Origin of the sequence: Mycobacterium adipatum (assembly GCF_001644575.1) — a bacterium.
Taxonomy (GTDB): Bacteria; Actinomycetota; Actinomycetes; order Mycobacteriales; family Mycobacteriaceae; genus Mycobacterium; species Mycobacterium adipatum.
The window spans coordinates 1,174,811-1,189,595 of sequence record NZ_CP015596.1 but is presented as its reverse complement, the minus strand read 5'-3'; the positions used below and the strand labels follow the sequence as shown (position 1 = coordinate 1,189,595).

Below are 14,785 nucleotides of genomic sequence, written 5' to 3'. Positions count from 1 at the left end.
TCGACACCGTGGGCGAAGAGGTTTCCCGCACGGAGTTCAGCCGCGCGCAGCGCCGCGAATACCGGCGCAAGGTCCAGCTGTGCCTGGACGTGTTCGAAACGATGCTGTCCCAGTCCAGTTTCGAGTTCGACCGGCCGCTGACCGGCATGGAGATCGAGTGCAACCTGGTCGACGCCGACTATCAGCCCGCGTTGCGCAATCAGGAGGTGCTGGCCTCCATCGCCGACCCGGCCTATCAAACCGAACTGGGCGCCTACAACATCGAATTCAATGTTCCGCCCCGGCCACTGCCCGGTCGGTCGGCGCTGGAACTGGAGGCCGAGGTGCGGGCCAGCCTGAACGCCGCCGAGGCCAAGGCCACCGAGGACGGCGCGCATATCGTGATGATCGGGATCCTGCCCACGCTCATGCCCGAGCATCTGGGGGCGGGGTGGATGAGCGACTCGACCCGCTATCAGGCGCTCAACGACTCCATCTTCACCGCCCGCGGGGAAGATATCGACATCGAGATCGCCGGACCCGAACGCCTGTCCCTGCAATCGGCCGATATCGCACCTGAATCCGCCTGCACCAGTATGCAATTACATTTGCAGGTGTCGCCGGCAGCATTCGCCCAGAACTGGAACGCCGCACAGGTGCTGGCCGGGCCGCAACTGGCGCTGGGCGCCAACTCCCCGTACTTCTTCGGCCACGAGCTGTGGGCCGAAACCCGCATCGAACTCTTCGGTCAGGCCACCGACACCCGCCCCGAGGAACTCAAGACCCAGGGTGTGCGCCCGCGGGTCTGGTTCGGCGAACGCTGGATCACCTCGATCTTCGACCTGTTCGAAGAGAATGTGCGGTACTTCCCCGCGCTGCTGCCCGAGATCTCCGACGAGGACCCGATGGCCGAACTCGCCGCCGGACGCACCCCGCGACTCTCGGAGTTACGCCTGCACAACGGCACCATCTACCGCTGGAACCGGCCCGTCTACGACGTGGTGGACGGTAAGCCGCACCTGCGCGTGGAGAACCGGGTCCTGCCCGCCGGGCCGACGGTGCTCGACATGCTCGCCAACTCGGCGTTCTACTACGGCACGTTGCGGGCACTGACCGACGAGGACCGACCGCTGTGGAGCAAGATGAGCTTCGCTGCGGCACAACATAACTTCTTCACCGCGGCACGCCGCGGAATGGATGCCCGGCTGTATTGGCCGGGTCTGGGCGAGGTGACCGCCGACGAGCTGGTGCTGCGCGAGTTGCTCCCGCTGGCCCATGACGGTCTGCGGCGCTGGGGGGTCGCCGCCGAGGTGCGGGACCGCTTCCTCGGGGTCATCGAGGCACGCGCCAAGACCGGGCGCAATGGTGCCGCCTGGCAGACCGCCACCGTGCGTGCCCTGCAGCAGCGCGGCCTGGCGCGGCCCGCCGCGCTGGCCGAGATGCTGCGGCGCTACTGCGAGCACATGCACACGAACGCACCGGTCCACACGTGGGAGACCCCCGACCCCTGAGCGCGCGTACGTTGGATGTCATGGCATCTGAGGTACTGGACTGGGACAGCGCATACCGCAATGACAGCGAGTTTCCGGGTCCACCGCCGTGGAACATCGGCGAACCGCAACCCGAACTGGCGGCGCTGATCTCGGCGGGCAAGATACGCAGCGATGTCCTCGACGCCGGCTGCGGACATGCCGAACTGTCACTGTCGCTGGCCTCGGACGGTTACACCGTGGTCGGTCTGGATATTTCGCCGACCGCCATCGCCGTGGCGAATCGTGCAGCACAGCAACGTAATCTGCGCACTGCCAGCTTTGCCCAGGCCGATATCACGTCGTTCACCGGCTACGACGGCAGGTTCAACACCGTCGTCGACTCCACCCTGTTCCATTCGCTGCCGGTGGATGTCCGGCACGACTACCTGCATGCCGTGCAGCGCGCGGCCGCTCCGGGCGCCCGCTACTACGTGCTGGTGTTCGCCGACGGCGCGTTTCCCGCCGCGCTGGAGAACACGCCCAACGCCGTCAGCGAGTACGAACTGCGCGATGCCGTGGCCGCGCACTGGACCGTCGACGACATCCGGCCCGCCTTCATCCATGCCAATATGCCATCGGGGCCGGGTGCCCCGTTCGAGATGCCGCCGCACGATCACGACGGGAAGGGCCGGATGATGCTACCGGCCTTCCTGCTGACCGCCCACAAGTAGCGTCGCGAACGGCCGCGACACTGGCCGATCGGGCAGTGAACTACCACCCGTTCGGCTCGCGCGCCGACCGGTCCATGCCCAATAGCGTTGTCTACCATGACAGTCACCGCCCTCCGGCCGGCCGAGGTGGACCCGCTGGGCCCGTTGTCCGGCGGCGTGTGGCGTGGGCCCGGCGTTCGGGTGCGACGCCGCAGCGGCCCACCCACCGAACGTTCGGGCGCGTTGCACACACCGCGGTTCCGCGCCATTCGCCGCGACGGCACCCTGACCGTCGAGCACGACCTGACTCCCGACGAACTGTCGGACACCCTGGCCGTTCTGCTCACCGAGCAACTGGACGGGATTCTGCTCGGACAGCAGGACTTCGAGTCGGTGTTCACCGGGGTGGTGCGCACCACCGTGCCGGGTGGGCTGGCGGCCTGGACGCGCTTCTACCGCAACTCACTGGGGCTGCTGGAATCGGGCCGGAGCAGCTTCGCGGCGGTGCACCAACGCGCCGCCGAACTGGTGACCGGGCCGTGGCTGCTGGATCTGGGTTCGTGTTTCGGATTCTTCCCGCTCCGCATGAGCCGGCTCGGGCATGAGGTGACCGCGACCGACCTGAGCGCGCCGACGATGGATCTGTTGGCGCGGGTGAGCGCACGACTGGAGCGGCCGTTGCGCACCGTCGCCTGCGACGCCGCGCGAGTGCCGCGTCCCGACGGTGCCGCCGATACCGTCACCGCCCTGCACCTGCTGGAGCACCTCGATCCCGGCACCGGCGATGCCGTGCTCTTCGAGGCCGTCCGGCTGGCCCGTCGCCGCGTGGTGGTGGCGGTGCCGTTCGAGCAAGAACCGCAGGCCTGCTACGGACACGTCCGCACGTTTGATCTGGCCATCCTGCGTGAGCTGGGCGCTCGTTGTACCGGGATGCGCGCCAACGTCTTCGAGTATCACGGTGGCTGGCTGGTGTTGGACAGGGTCTAGATCAGCCCGCGTTTACTGGCCGCGTACACCGCTTCAGCGCGGCGGCTCACCTCGAGTTTGCGCATGATGTTGCTGACGTGGAATTTCGCGGTCGTCGCGGAGATGAACAGCTTCTCGCCGATCTTGCTGTTGGACAGCCCGGTCGCCAGTAGCCGCAGCACCTCCAGCTCACGATCGGTCAGTTGTTCACGTGGTTGGGTGCGGCCGCTCAGCGAGCGCACCACCGCGGCCGCGCTGCGCGAATCGAAGGCGCTCTCCCCCGCCGAAATGGCCCGGATCGCCCGGACCAGTTCGGTGGTGTCCACGTCCTTGACCACATACCCGCGGGCCCCGGCATGCACGGCACGGACCACCAGGTCCTCGTCGAGGAACGTCGTCAACACCAGCAGGCCCAGCTCGGGGTGCGCGGCGGAAAGCTTGGTGCACAACGACAGTCCCTCGAAATCGGAGCCGGCCGAGAGCTTGAGATCCAGCAGGACGACATCGGGGTGCACCGCCGACACCATCGCCTCGGCTTCCGGTTCGGTGGAGGCCTCCCCGACGACCGTCAAATCGTCCTCGCGCTCCAGCAACGAGCGCAGTCCCTGTCGCAGGATGGCGTGGTCGTCGACCAGGGCCAGTTGGATCGTCATCGTGGGTTCCCCTCCCTGGGAATGGTCGCAACCACGCGGACCCCGCCGATCCGGGAGCGATGCACCGTCAGCGATCCACCGTGCTCGCGGCAACGGGCGAGCATATTGGCCAGGCCGCGGTGGTGACCGTCGACATCGGTGGCGTCGGCCAACCTGAGCATCAGCCGCAGCTTCTCCGGGTCGCCGCAGCCGTCGTCGGCGATGGACAACGTGACGGCCGCGGCCCGATACTGCAGCCGCAGGATCGCCCGGCTTCCGTTGCCGTGCATCGCCGTATTGAACAGTGCCTCGCCGGCCACCCGCAACAACGCATGCTCGACGGCACTGGGTAACTCGGCCACCGGCCCTTCGACTTTGAGTGTGACGCGCAGATCCTCGGGCATGTGCACGGTGGCCAGCTGGGCCAGCAGCTCCGGCAGGCTGGAGCGGCCGGCATCCTCGGGATGGTTGAGCGCATAGATCGCCGACCGCAGCTGCTCGGTCGCCGAACGGGTGAGCGTCTTGGCCATGTCGAGGCGTTCGACGAGGTCGGCGTTGCCGCCGGCCGCCCCGATCTCGCTGCGGCACACCTCGATCTGCATTCCGGCCGACAACACGGTCTGGGTGACGCTGTCATGCAATTCGCGGGCGATGCGGTGGCGCTCGTTGTCGAGTACCTGATGTCGTTGGGCGGCACCGAGTTCACGTTGGGTGGCCTGCAGCTCGGCGTTGCGCGCCTGCGACTGGGCCAGCAACGCCTGCGACCGCTGGAACAGTTCGCAGTTGTGCAGAGCGACAGCGGTCTGGCTGGACAGGATCCGCATCACCGTCTCGTCGGTACCGTCCAGGGTGCGGTGGGTGGGCGTCCACGCCGCGAAGGCGCCGATCACGCCACCGTCGAGCTCGATCGGCACGTGGGCGTGGTGGGGTTCGATCACCGGCAACCGGAACTGGGCCAGCTGGCCGCGCAGGATGTCGTTGAGCCGGTTGAGCACCGCGTCGGGCAGGTGCGGTACCGGGTGCTTGGTCCCGGAGAGACCCTCGAACGAATACGGACTGCCCTCGGCATCCAGGATGAGGTGACGGGGCCGGGCCTCCGGCAGCGCCCCGTCGGCGAGCGCCAGCAGCACCCATTCGGCGCCCAGATGCACCCGGGCCGCCTCGGCGGCCGCCCGCACCAGCTTCTCCGGACCGTTCACGGTCTGGACCAGCGCCCGCGAGATCGCGTCCAGCGCCGCGATGACGCGTTCGGTGCGCTGCGCGGCCACCCGGAACTCGGGGTAGAACGTCGGCTTGCCGGAGCGCACCCCGGTGAGGCGCTCCAGATCGGGTGCGGGGCGGCGCATCGGCTGGGCTCTCACAGCGCGGCCCGGAACAGCGCCTGCAGCTGCGCCTCGTCCGCCGCCCGGGGATTGGTCGTGATGCACGCGTCGGCCATGGCGTTTCTGGCCAGCACCGCAACGTCGGAATCCTGCACGCCGAGATCGGCCAAGCCGCGCGGCACACCGACCGTGCGGGCTAGCTCCTGTAGGTGATCGGCAAGGGCCAGGGCGGATTCCAGCTCGGGAGCGCGCTTGTCGGCGATGCCGAGACTGGCGGCGATGGTCGCGAACGGAGCCGGGTCGGCTTCGGCATTGAACCGGACCACATGCGGCAGCAGCACACCGTTGATCACCCCGTGCGGCAGATCGAGCAACCCGCCGACCTGATGGCTCATCGCGTGCGCGGCACCCAGAATGGCGTTGGTGAAGGCGAGTCCGGCCTCCAGCGCGGCCTGGGCCATCAGTACCCGGGCGCCCATCTCGCGGGGCGCTTCGATGGTCGTGACCAGGTTCTCGCTCACCATCACCACCGCGCGCAGCGCGTGATGATCGGTGAGCTGATTGTGACCGAGTGACACGAAGGCCTCGATCCCGTGCGTCAGCGCGTCCAAACCCGTTGCGGCATTGAGCCACTCCGGCATGGTGGTGAGCAGGCGCGGGTCGATGACGGTGATATCGGGTACCAGCGCGCGTCCCAGGATGGTGACCTTGGTGTTACGGATGGTGTCGGTGACGATGCAGAACTGCGAGACATCGGCGCCGGTGCCCGAGGTCGAGGGCAACACCACAAGGGGCGGAATCGGCATGGTCGCCTTGTCCACCCCGGCGTAGTCGAGGATGTCGCCGCCGTTGGCCGAGAGCACCGCGATTCCCTTCGCGGCGTCGATGACCGAGCCACCTCCCAGCGCGATCAGCACATCGCAGCCGTGCGAGCGGTAGAACTCGTGCCCGGCGGTGATCTCGTGGTCCTTGGGATTGGGCGTCAGTGCGCTCCACACGTGCGCCTGCACGCCCTGATCGCGCAGATGTCCGACCAGCTCGTCGACCCAACCCGCTTCGATCAGGCCGGGATCGGTGACCAGCAGCGGACGCTGACCACCCAACCGCAGCGCCGCGTGCGCCGCCTCGGCCATCGAGTCGATACCGAAGACGATCTCGGGAGCGTGGAATTTGAGCAGCCGAGTGGGCATGACACCACCTCCCTGCGATGTGATCCACGTAACATCCCCACCCTACGTGGCCGGCGGAGTACCGCCAATGTGCAGGTGGGCAGGTTTCGACCTACCCGATCGGGTAGGTCGTCGCGGATCGCTCAGGACAGCGCGTGCGCCAGTTCCGCCGCGCGCGCCGACAGGGCGGCGGCGTCGGCGGCCACCACGACGCGATCACACACCTGGGCGTAGTCCGGCATGGCACAGGTGGCCTGCCGCCAGTACCGGTGCGGTTCGGGGGTCACCCAGGCCAGCCGGTGCACCCGGCGCCGCAGCTCCCGGAGCCGCTCGACGCCGGCGGGTAGGCCGCCGCTGCGTCCGTCCCCGACGATGAGCACCGCGGTGCGCGAATCCAGGGCGTCGGCCTGCCCGCGCAGCATCTCATCGAACACCTGCCCGTAGTCGCTGCTGGCCTGCAGATCGAGCTGCCCCTCGGCCAGCACCGAGGCCAGGGCATCGTCGCCGCCGCCCCGCAGCAGAATCTCGGTGACATCGACGGGGCGATCGACGAATGCCATCACCCGGCATCGGTGGGCACGGCGGTGCATGGCCTGGGCCAGTCGCAGCGTGAACGCGGTCACCGGACGCACCGACAGGGACACGTCCGCGATGACGAGCAGCCTGATCCGGTCCGGTACCGGGGTCTTGGTGATCAGCCGGAAGGGCACGCCGTCGGTGCGCATACCGGCCCGGACGGTGCGCCGCATATCCAGGCGGCCACGGCCACGCTCGCGGGGGCGGGGCCGCGGCGCTCCCCGCATCCGGCGCAGGATCTCGTGGCAGGCCAGGTCGACATCGGCGGCCGGTTCCATCTCGGCACCGGCGTCCGGGCTCGTACCGTCGGCGGTCAGGCCGCTGCGCTGGGCCAGCGCCGCGACGAACCCCTCGACCGCCTGCGTCAACTGACTGAGCTGCTCGGCGGTGAGCGGGTCCTCGCCGGTGTCGCCGTAGGTGCGGGTCGGGTCGTAGGCGTCCAGCCACGCCAGGATGGAGTCCGGGTGCTCGAAACTCAGCGAACCGGCCACCACGGGTGCCACCGAGTCGGCGAGGTCACCGGCCACGCTGGAGGTGGCCCGGTCCACCTCGACGGTGTAGCGCATGCCCCGGCGGCCGGCGTCGGCCTCGGCGGACACCGTCAACTGGTCGTCGGCACCGGTCACACTGAAATCGTCATCGTCCTTGTGCGGGTTGAAGCCTTTGTCCGCTGCCGGGGTGTCGAAGTGCTCACCGACCTCGGCGGCCCGCTCGTTGTACTCCGCGTACCTGCCGATCTCCAGGTCCTCGTCCACGTCGAGTTGGTCGGGCAGGCCCGAGCCGGTGTGCGCACGACTCGGGCCCGCCCCCTGTTCCTGATCCGCCGCGCCGCGGGGGCCGAACATGGCGTCGAAGGCGCGGTCGAAACCGAGTTGTTCGCGTTGATATTTCGCGCAGGTGGCCCGCAGCGCGGCGCGCAGGCCACGGTGGTCGGCAGCGCCGAGCAGCCCGAGCACCCGGCGCACCTCGATCACCTCGGCCGGTGAGGCGGCGACCCCGGCGCGCCGCAGCAGCGCCCCGAACGCCGCGGCGACCCCGTCCAGGATCTGTGCGGCGTTCACCGTCCTCCCCGTCCCCGGAACGCCGAGGTCGTCGTGTTGGCAGGCCGTGCAGCGACCGTGACCCGTTGCGGGGACACGGTTTCGGCGGCCGCTGTGGGCACATCGGTGAGGTGGCGCAACGCGATATCGCGGTCACTGGTGAACTTCACCAGCGTGGAGAGCAGCACCGCGTCGTTGACGTTGTGTCCGAGCAGCGCCGCCGCTCTGGCTCCGTCGATCACCTCGGAGATCGACGGGCTCTTCCGCAGCGGCAGATCCCTCAACGTGCGCGCGAGTTCGACGACGTCGGCGACGATTGCCGGCTCCACCTGGGGTGCCCGCACCGCCACGATCTCGCGTTCCCGTTGCGGGGTGGGGAAACCCAGGTGGTAGTGCAGGCACCGGCGCTTGAGGGCGGCGGACAGCTCCCGGGTGTCATTGGAGGTGAGCACCACCCACGGCACCGAACGCGCGGTGAACGTGCCGATTTCGGGGATGGTGACCTGACGCTCGGCCAGCACCTCCAGCAGCAACGCCTCCATCGCCTCTTCGGTGCGGTCCACCTCGTCGATGAGCAGCACCACCGGCTGCTCGGAGAGCACCGATTCCAGCAGTGGACGCACCGAAAGGAATTCCTCGGTGTAGAGATCGGCCGCCTCGATCGCCTTGTCCCGCATCATCTGCACGTGCAGCAGCTGTTTGGCGTAGTCCCACTCGTAGAGCACCCGGTTGTCGTCAAGCCCCTCGTAGCATTGCAGCCGGATCAGCCGCCGCCCGCCCGCCGCGGCCAGCGCCTTGGCCAGTTCGGTCTTGCCGACACCGGCAGGACCCTCCAGCAGCAGGGGGCGGTCCAGTGCGGTGGCCAGGTGCACCACCGTGGCCAGCTCGTCGTCGACGACGTAGTCCTGCTCGCGCAGCGAATCCGCGAGTTGCGCCGCGGTGGCGAACGTCATCGGCTCGTCACGGACGGGGATGTGGGCAGTGGTCACGGCGGCCTCCGGGTGAGGTGGCACGGCAGGGGCGTACCGAGGTGGGCGGAGCGCCCCTGCCGTGACACCGGAACTGGGTCAGTAGGTTTCGTTGATCGCGTGGCCGACGACCGGGATCATCGAGCCGACGGTCACCTCGCGCGGGTTGCCCGGTGTGCACCAGTCGCCCTGGATGTGCTCCGAGATCGCCAGCACCGTCTTGTCGTCACCGGAGATCACGTCACCGCGACCGGAGTACTTCCCGGTGTTCATCCGGTTCTTCTCGTACGAGTCGGTGCGCACGGCGGAGAAGTTGTCCGGGATGCCGACGTCCTGCGAGAGCCGGATGGCCGCTTCGACGGCGGCGTCGGCGGCCTGCACCGTGGTCATGTTGCGGGTGTCGACACCCATCGCGGTGGCCAGCTGCGCGTACCGCTCGTAGCGCGAGGGCAGGTTGTACTCCCACACCCGGGGCAGCGCGATGGCGTTGTTCAGGCCGTGGTGGCTGTCGAAGAACGCGCTGACGGCGTGGCTGATCGAGTGCACGATGCCCAGGCCGCCGGAGTTGAACGCCTGCCCGGCGATGTACTGGGCATTCATCATGCCCTCGCGCGCCTTGAGGTTACGCGGCTCGAACACGGCCTCGCGCAGATGCTTGGCGACGAGTTCCACCGAGTACAGGGCGTTTCCGAGTGACGGGGCGAAATCCAGGCGGGACACGAACGGTTCGCTGCCGTGGGCGAGCACGTCGAAACCGCAGTAGGCGGTGAAGTGCTGCGGGCAGGTGTAGTACAACAGCGGGTCGTCGATGGCCAGGGTGACGATGGTGGCCTCGTCGAAACCGACCCACTTGTGCGGATGATCCATATCCGAGGTGTCGGTGATGACGTAGGCCCACGACGTCTCCGAACCCGTTCCGGCCGTGGTGGATACCGCGATATGCGGCGGGTTCTGCTTGTTGGTGGACTTGGCGAAGCCCTCGAACTCGTTGATGTTGCGGCCGTCGTGGGCGATCACCACACGGGCGCCCTTGGCGGCGTCATGGCTGGAGCCGCCGCCGATGGAGATGATGCTGTCGCATTTCTCCTGCTGGTAGAGGGCGGCGGCCTCCATGACGTTGTAGTCCTTGGGGTTGGACTCCACCTTGTCGTAGAGCACGACCTCCACACCCTGGTACTCGATCTTGCCGGTGAGTTCCTCGATGATCCCCGAGCCGCGCAGGCCGGTGGTCATCAGCAGGGTGCGTTTGAAGCCGAGGTTCTTGGCTTCCACGCCGATGATGTCGTGCGCGCCCACACCGAGCAGTGCGCGCGGGAAGGGATGGAACTCCTTGATCGGAAAGTCCCAAATCTGGTTCAGCTCAATGGCCATCGGTCGACTCCTCGGGGTATCGGACGGGCGGAACACCCTCCTGGACACCACCGTGGACCCACGTGGCCCGCGTCACAATGCGCTTCGGTCGTTACCCGCCGTCTGGAACCGCGAAACTGCCCGATCGGGCAGGTGTCACAGCCCGCCGCGGGCCACCAACTGGGCAGCGATGACGTTGCGCTGGATCTCGTTGGTGCCCTCACCGACGATCATCAGCGGCGCGTCGCGGAAGTAGCGCTCCACGTCGTATTCGGTCGAGTAGCCGTAGCCGCCGTGGATGCGGACCGCGTTGAGCGCGATCTCCATCGCCACCTCGGAGGCGAACAGTTTGGCCATGCCGGCCTCCATATCGCAGCGCTCCCCCTCGTTCTCGGCGGCGCTGTCGTATTTTTCGGCCGCATACCAGGTCAGTTGGCGGGCGGCGGTGAGTTTGGTGGCCATATCGGCCAGGTAGTTGCCTATTGCCTGGTGGCGCCAGATAGGTGTGCCGAAGCTCTCGCGCTGCTGGGCGTAGGCCAGCGAGTCCTCCAGGGCCGCGGTGGCCACCCCCAACGCCCGCGACGCGACCTGGATGCGACCGGTCTCCAAGCCCTTCATCATCTGTGCGAAACCCCGGCCCGGGGCGGCGCCGAGGATGGCGGTCGCCGGGATGCGGTAGTTGTCGAAGGACAGCTCGCAGGATTCGACACCCTTGTACCCGAGCTTGGGCAGATCACGCGAGACGGTCAGGCCCGGGCCGTGCTCGACGAGCACGATGGAGATGCCCCGGTGCTTGGGTTCGGCGCTCGGGTCCGTCTTACACAGCAGCGCAATGAGATCCGAGCGACGGGCATTGGAGATCCAGGTCTTGGCGCCGGAGATGACCAGGTCCGCGCCGTCGGTCTTGGCGACGGTGGTCATGGCCTGCAGATCGGAGCCGCCGCCGGGTTCGGTGAGTGCCATGGTGGCGCGGATCTCCCCGGTGGCCATCCGCGGCAGGTAGGTCTGCTTCTGCTCGTCGGTGCCGAACAGGGTCAGCAGTTTGGCCACCACGGTGTGCCCACCCATCGCGCCGGCCAGGCTCATCCAACCGCGCGCGAGTTCCTGAGTGACCTGCGCGTAGCAGGGCATGGAGACCGGGGAGCCGCCGTAGGCCTCCGGCACCGCGAGCCCGTAGATCCCGATCCGCTTCATCTGCTCGATCCAGCGTTCGGGGTACTCGTTCGCGTGCTCGACCTGCTGCACGCTCGGTTTGACCTCCCGGTCGACGAAGTCGCGCACCGTCTGGATCAGGAAGGTCTCTTCATCGCTGAGCGGGGCCATCGACTCAGACTAGAAGGACGGCCACCGGTGGTTGCCGGCGAGCGCCTCACCCCAGGCCGGCGGAGGAGCGCCGCCGGCGGGAGATCGCGTCCACGCTGGCCGCCAGCAGCAGCACGCCGCCCGTGACCAGGAAGTTGATATAGGACGACTGATTCAGCAGACCCAGTCCATTCGCGATCGTCGCGACCACCACGCCACCGATCACGGCGTCCAGAGCGCGGCCCTTGCCGCCGAAGAGACTGGTGCCGCCGATCACGGCCGCGCCGACCGCATACAGCAGCACGTTGCCCGCGCCCGAGGATGCCGACACCTTCCCGGCGTAGGACGCCGCGATGATGCCGCTCAACGCCGCCAGCGACGAGCAGACGACGAACACCGAGATCCGGATGCGGTCAACGGAGATACCCGCGCGGGCGGCCTCGGCGTTACCGCCGACGGCGTAGATGTGCCTGCCGTATGCCGTGCGCCGCAGCACCACCGTCATGGCGATCAGGAGGACCAGGATCAACGGCAGCACGTACGGGATGCCGCTGATGTCCACGTTGGGGTTGACGCTGCGGTTGACGCTGAGCACGAACGTGACACCGACGACGACGGCGGTCACCGCACATACCCGCGCGATGACCACGCCCACCGGGGCATGCGAGAGCTGCAGGGCCTTCTTGCGCCGATGCTGGTAGACCTCGAGGCCGGCAAATCCGAAGACCACCGCCAGTGCGATCGACCAGCCCGCGGGAACGGGCAGATTGCTGATCGTCAGGCCGCGGATCACCGGATCGTCGACGCGGACCGATCCGCCCTCGCCGATCAGTTTCAGTGTGACGCCCTGCAGGCCGAGGAAGAACGCCAACGTCACCACAAATGACGGAATCCCGAGCTTGGCGCGCAGCACGCCGATGGCCAGGCCGATCAACGCACCGCAGGCGATGCCGGTCGCGACGGCGGCCCACCACGGCCAGTCCAGGTTGACGACGGTCAGCCCCATCGCGCAGGCGGCCACGCCGCCGGCGACGCCCGCCGACAGATCGATGTCACCGAGCAGCAGGACGAACACCAGCCCCATTGCCAGCACGCAGATGGAGCCGGCCTGGGTGACCAGGTTGGCGAGATTCAGTGCCGACAGGAAGCGGTCATTCGCCAACCCGAACACCACGAAGAGCACGACGAGACCGAGGATGGCGGGCAGTGAACCCATGTCACCGCCGCGCACCCGCCGCAGGTAAGCGCGTACCGCCTCGCCGAATGTCTGATCGGAGCTGGTGTCGCCGGCGAAGTCCGCCTCGGCAAGGGAGCCGCCGGATCGGGAACCGACGGTGCTGATTTCCGGGGCCATGGCGGTTTCCCTCACGCTTTTCGTTTCGTCGTGCACGTCGGCGCTCACATCGACTCGGCGGTCTGCGCCGGCGCCAGACCGAGGCTGCCGGAACGCCCGGCGGTGATGAGTTCGACGACCTGGCCGTGGGTGACCTCGGACGCCTTGACATCGGCGGCCACCCGCCCGAGGTAGAGCGCGCAGATCCGGTCGGCAACCTCGAATACGTCGACCATGTTGTGTGAGATGAGCACCACCCCGACCCCCTGATCGGCGAGCCGGCGCACCAGTTCGATCACCTGGCGGGTCTGCGCGACGCCCAGCGCGGCGGTCGGCTCGTCGAGCAGAACCACCTTGGAGTTCCACAGCACGGACTTGGCGATCGCCACGGTCTGGCGCTGGCCGCCGGACAGACTCGACACCGTCTGCCGTACGGATTTGACGGTCCGCACCGACAGCGAGGTCAGCGCGTCGCGGGCCATCGTCTCCATGCGGGCCTCGTCGAGCAGCCCTCGGCTCGTAAGTTCCCGTCCCAGGAACATGTTCTCGACGATGTCGAGGTTGTCGCACAGCGCCAGGTCCTGGTAGACGACCTCGACTCCGAGGGCCGCAACCTCGTTCGGACCGTGCACCGTCACCGGCCGTCCCTCGAACACATAGCTGCCGGTGTCGACGGGGTGGATCCCCGCGATCGCCTTGACCAAGGTCGACTTCCCGGCGCCGTTATCGCCGACCAGGGCCGTCACCTGACCGGGGTAGACGCGGAAGTCGACGTCGTGGAGCACGTGGACGACACCGAAACTCTTGTTGACACCTCGTAATTCGAGTATCGGCTCGGTCGAGGGCACGGTAGGCGGCATCGGCGCTCAGGTCCCCGCGGCCGCGCACATGGGTGCGAACTGTCCCGCGCACACCTCGTCTCTGGACTGACCGCCGTCTTCGAAGACCACGCCCACGGTGTCCTTGGTGATCGACTTCGGTGTCAGCAGCACCGACGGGACGTCGCGGTTGCCCGTATCGTCGCGCGAGGTGCTGGTGGTCTTCGGTTGCTCGCCGTTGGCGAGCGCGATCGCCACTTCGGCAAGCGCGTTGGCCTCCTCGGTCGCCGACTTGTAGACGGTCATGCACTGCGTTCCGGCGAGGATGTTCTGCAGGCCCTCGACGGTGGCATCCTGGCCGGTGACCGGGACCTGGCCGGCGCGCCGATTCTTCTCCAGGATCGAGATGACCGAGCCGGCCAGACCGTCGTTGGCCGCGTAAACCCCGTCCACGCGTCCGTCGGCCGCGGTATAGAGCTGCTCGAAGATGGTGACCGCCGCGTCGGTGTCCCAGTCCGGCACCGCCTGCTCGCCGACGACCGTGATGGTCGGCGTCGCATCGATCGCCGAATGGGCCCCGGCGCTGAACAATGTCGCATTGTTGTCGGTGGGAGAACCGTTGAGGAACACCACGTTCGCTGGTTTCCCGCCGAGGCAGTCGACGAGCCCCTGCCCCTGGAGCTCACCGACTGTGGTGTTGTCGAACGACACGTAGACATCGGCGGAACCGCCCAGGGTGAGGCGGTCGTAGTCGATGGTCTTCACGCCCTGGGTGGCGGCCTTCTGCTGGATCGAGGCGCCACTGTCGGAGTCGAGGTTGACGATCGCCAGCACGGTGACACCATCGGCGATCATGCCGTCGGCGATGGTGGCCATCGTGTCGGCGGATCCTTCCGCGTTCTGGATGGTGTAGTCGACCCCGGCCGCCTTGAACGCCGCTTCCAGCGCCGGACGGTCCTTGGTCTCCCAGCGCACCGACGATTTGGTGTCCGGCAGGATCACGCCGATCTTGCCCGACGCCGAGCCCGTCGACTCCGAACTCGAACCGGAATCCGATCCGCAAGCGCTCAGCGTCAGACCGGCGCCGACGACGGCCGCGACGAGCACGGTGCTGATTCGTTTCACGAGGATCCCTCCCAAGGGGCGTG

The 14,785-nt window shown here is 67.9% G+C and carries 13 protein-coding genes; 3 read left to right on the top strand and 10 right to left on the bottom strand.

Features of this window, described 5'->3' with window-relative positions:
- The first annotated feature begins 8 nt into the window (after window positions 1–8).
- From A7U43_RS05525 to mftM, 3 genes are all read left to right on the top strand, one after another.
- A complete protein-coding gene (locus A7U43_RS05525; protein WP_067992101.1) occupies window positions 9–1,490 on the top strand; it encodes a glutamate-cysteine ligase family protein in 1,482 nt (493 codons plus the stop codon).
- 20 nt (window positions 1,491–1,510) lie between these two features.
- Window positions 1,511–2,182: a class I SAM-dependent methyltransferase gene (locus A7U43_RS05520; protein WP_067992099.1), complete on the top strand. Its 672-nt coding sequence runs from the start codon at window positions 1,511–1,513 to the stop codon at window positions 2,180–2,182.
- A 96-nt stretch (window positions 2,183–2,278) separates the two neighbouring features.
- Window positions 2,279–3,148 (top strand): mycofactocin oligosaccharide methyltransferase MftM, encoded by an 870-nt coding sequence (mftM, locus tag A7U43_RS05515; protein ID WP_067992096.1) that lies wholly within the window; start codon window positions 2,279–2,281, stop codon window positions 3,146–3,148.
- On the opposite strand, the gene A7U43_RS05510 is transcribed toward mftM, so the two are convergent.
- The 10 genes from A7U43_RS05510 to A7U43_RS05465 all read right to left on the bottom strand — a co-directional run bounded on the left by A7U43_RS05510 (window position 3,145) and on the right by A7U43_RS05465 (window position 14,762).
- The gene (locus A7U43_RS05510) at window positions 3,145–3,780 is read right to left on the bottom strand and encodes a MadR family response regulator transcription factor (RefSeq protein ID WP_067992094.1); all 636 of its coding nucleotides are present in this window, start codon (window positions 3,778–3,780) and stop codon (window positions 3,145–3,147) included. The two genes, mftM and A7U43_RS05510, sit on opposite strands and share 4 nt — an antisense overlap.
- On the bottom strand, window positions 3,777–5,105 hold the full coding sequence (locus tag A7U43_RS05505) for a MadS family sensor histidine kinase (RefSeq protein ID WP_067992090.1): 1,329 nt from the start codon (window positions 5,103–5,105) through the stop codon (window positions 3,777–3,779). The genes A7U43_RS05510 and A7U43_RS05505 overlap by 4 nt, the downstream gene beginning before the upstream one ends.
- 11 nt (window positions 5,106–5,116) lie before the next feature.
- Window positions 5,117–6,271, bottom strand: a complete 1,155-nt coding sequence (locus A7U43_RS05500; RefSeq protein ID WP_067992087.1) for an iron-containing alcohol dehydrogenase — start codon at window positions 6,269–6,271, stop codon at window positions 5,117–5,119.
- 122 nt (window positions 6,272–6,393) lie between these two features.
- Window positions 6,394–7,887 carry a MadC family VWA domain-containing protein gene (madC, locus tag A7U43_RS05495; RefSeq protein WP_067992085.1) on the bottom strand — a complete coding sequence of 498 codons (1,494 nt, stop codon included), beginning with the start codon at window positions 7,885–7,887 and terminating at the stop codon, window positions 6,394–6,396.
- Entirely contained in the window at window positions 7,884–8,855 is a 972-nt protein-coding gene (locus A7U43_RS05490; RefSeq protein WP_156525852.1) for an AAA family ATPase, read from the bottom strand. Before A7U43_RS05490 ends, madC begins: the two co-directional genes overlap by 4 nt.
- A 78-nt stretch (window positions 8,856–8,933) precedes the next feature.
- The gene (mdo, locus tag A7U43_RS05485) at window positions 8,934–10,205 is read right to left on the bottom strand and encodes an NDMA-dependent methanol dehydrogenase (protein WP_067992081.1); all 1,272 of its coding nucleotides are present in this window, start codon (window positions 10,203–10,205) and stop codon (window positions 8,934–8,936) included.
- Window positions 10,206–10,340: 135 nt separating this feature from the next.
- Window positions 10,341–11,507 carry an acyl-CoA dehydrogenase family protein gene (locus A7U43_RS05480; protein ID WP_067992077.1) on the bottom strand — a complete coding sequence of 389 codons (1,167 nt, stop codon included), beginning with the start codon at window positions 11,505–11,507 and terminating at the stop codon, window positions 10,341–10,343.
- A gap of 46 nt (window positions 11,508–11,553) precedes the next feature.
- Window positions 11,554–12,840 (bottom strand): sugar ABC transporter permease, encoded by a 1,287-nt coding sequence (locus A7U43_RS05475; RefSeq protein WP_068001974.1) that lies wholly within the window; start codon window positions 12,838–12,840, stop codon window positions 11,554–11,556.
- Window positions 12,841–12,884: 44 nt separating this feature from the next.
- The gene (locus A7U43_RS05470; protein ID WP_067992075.1) at window positions 12,885–13,679 is read right to left on the bottom strand and encodes an ATP-binding cassette domain-containing protein; all 795 of its coding nucleotides are present in this window, start codon (window positions 13,677–13,679) and stop codon (window positions 12,885–12,887) included.
- Between the two features lie 6 nt (window positions 13,680–13,685).
- A complete protein-coding gene (locus A7U43_RS05465; RefSeq protein WP_068001973.1) occupies window positions 13,686–14,762 on the bottom strand; it encodes a sugar ABC transporter substrate-binding protein in 1,077 nt (358 codons plus the stop codon).
- Window positions 14,763–14,785: the final 23 nt, after the last annotated feature.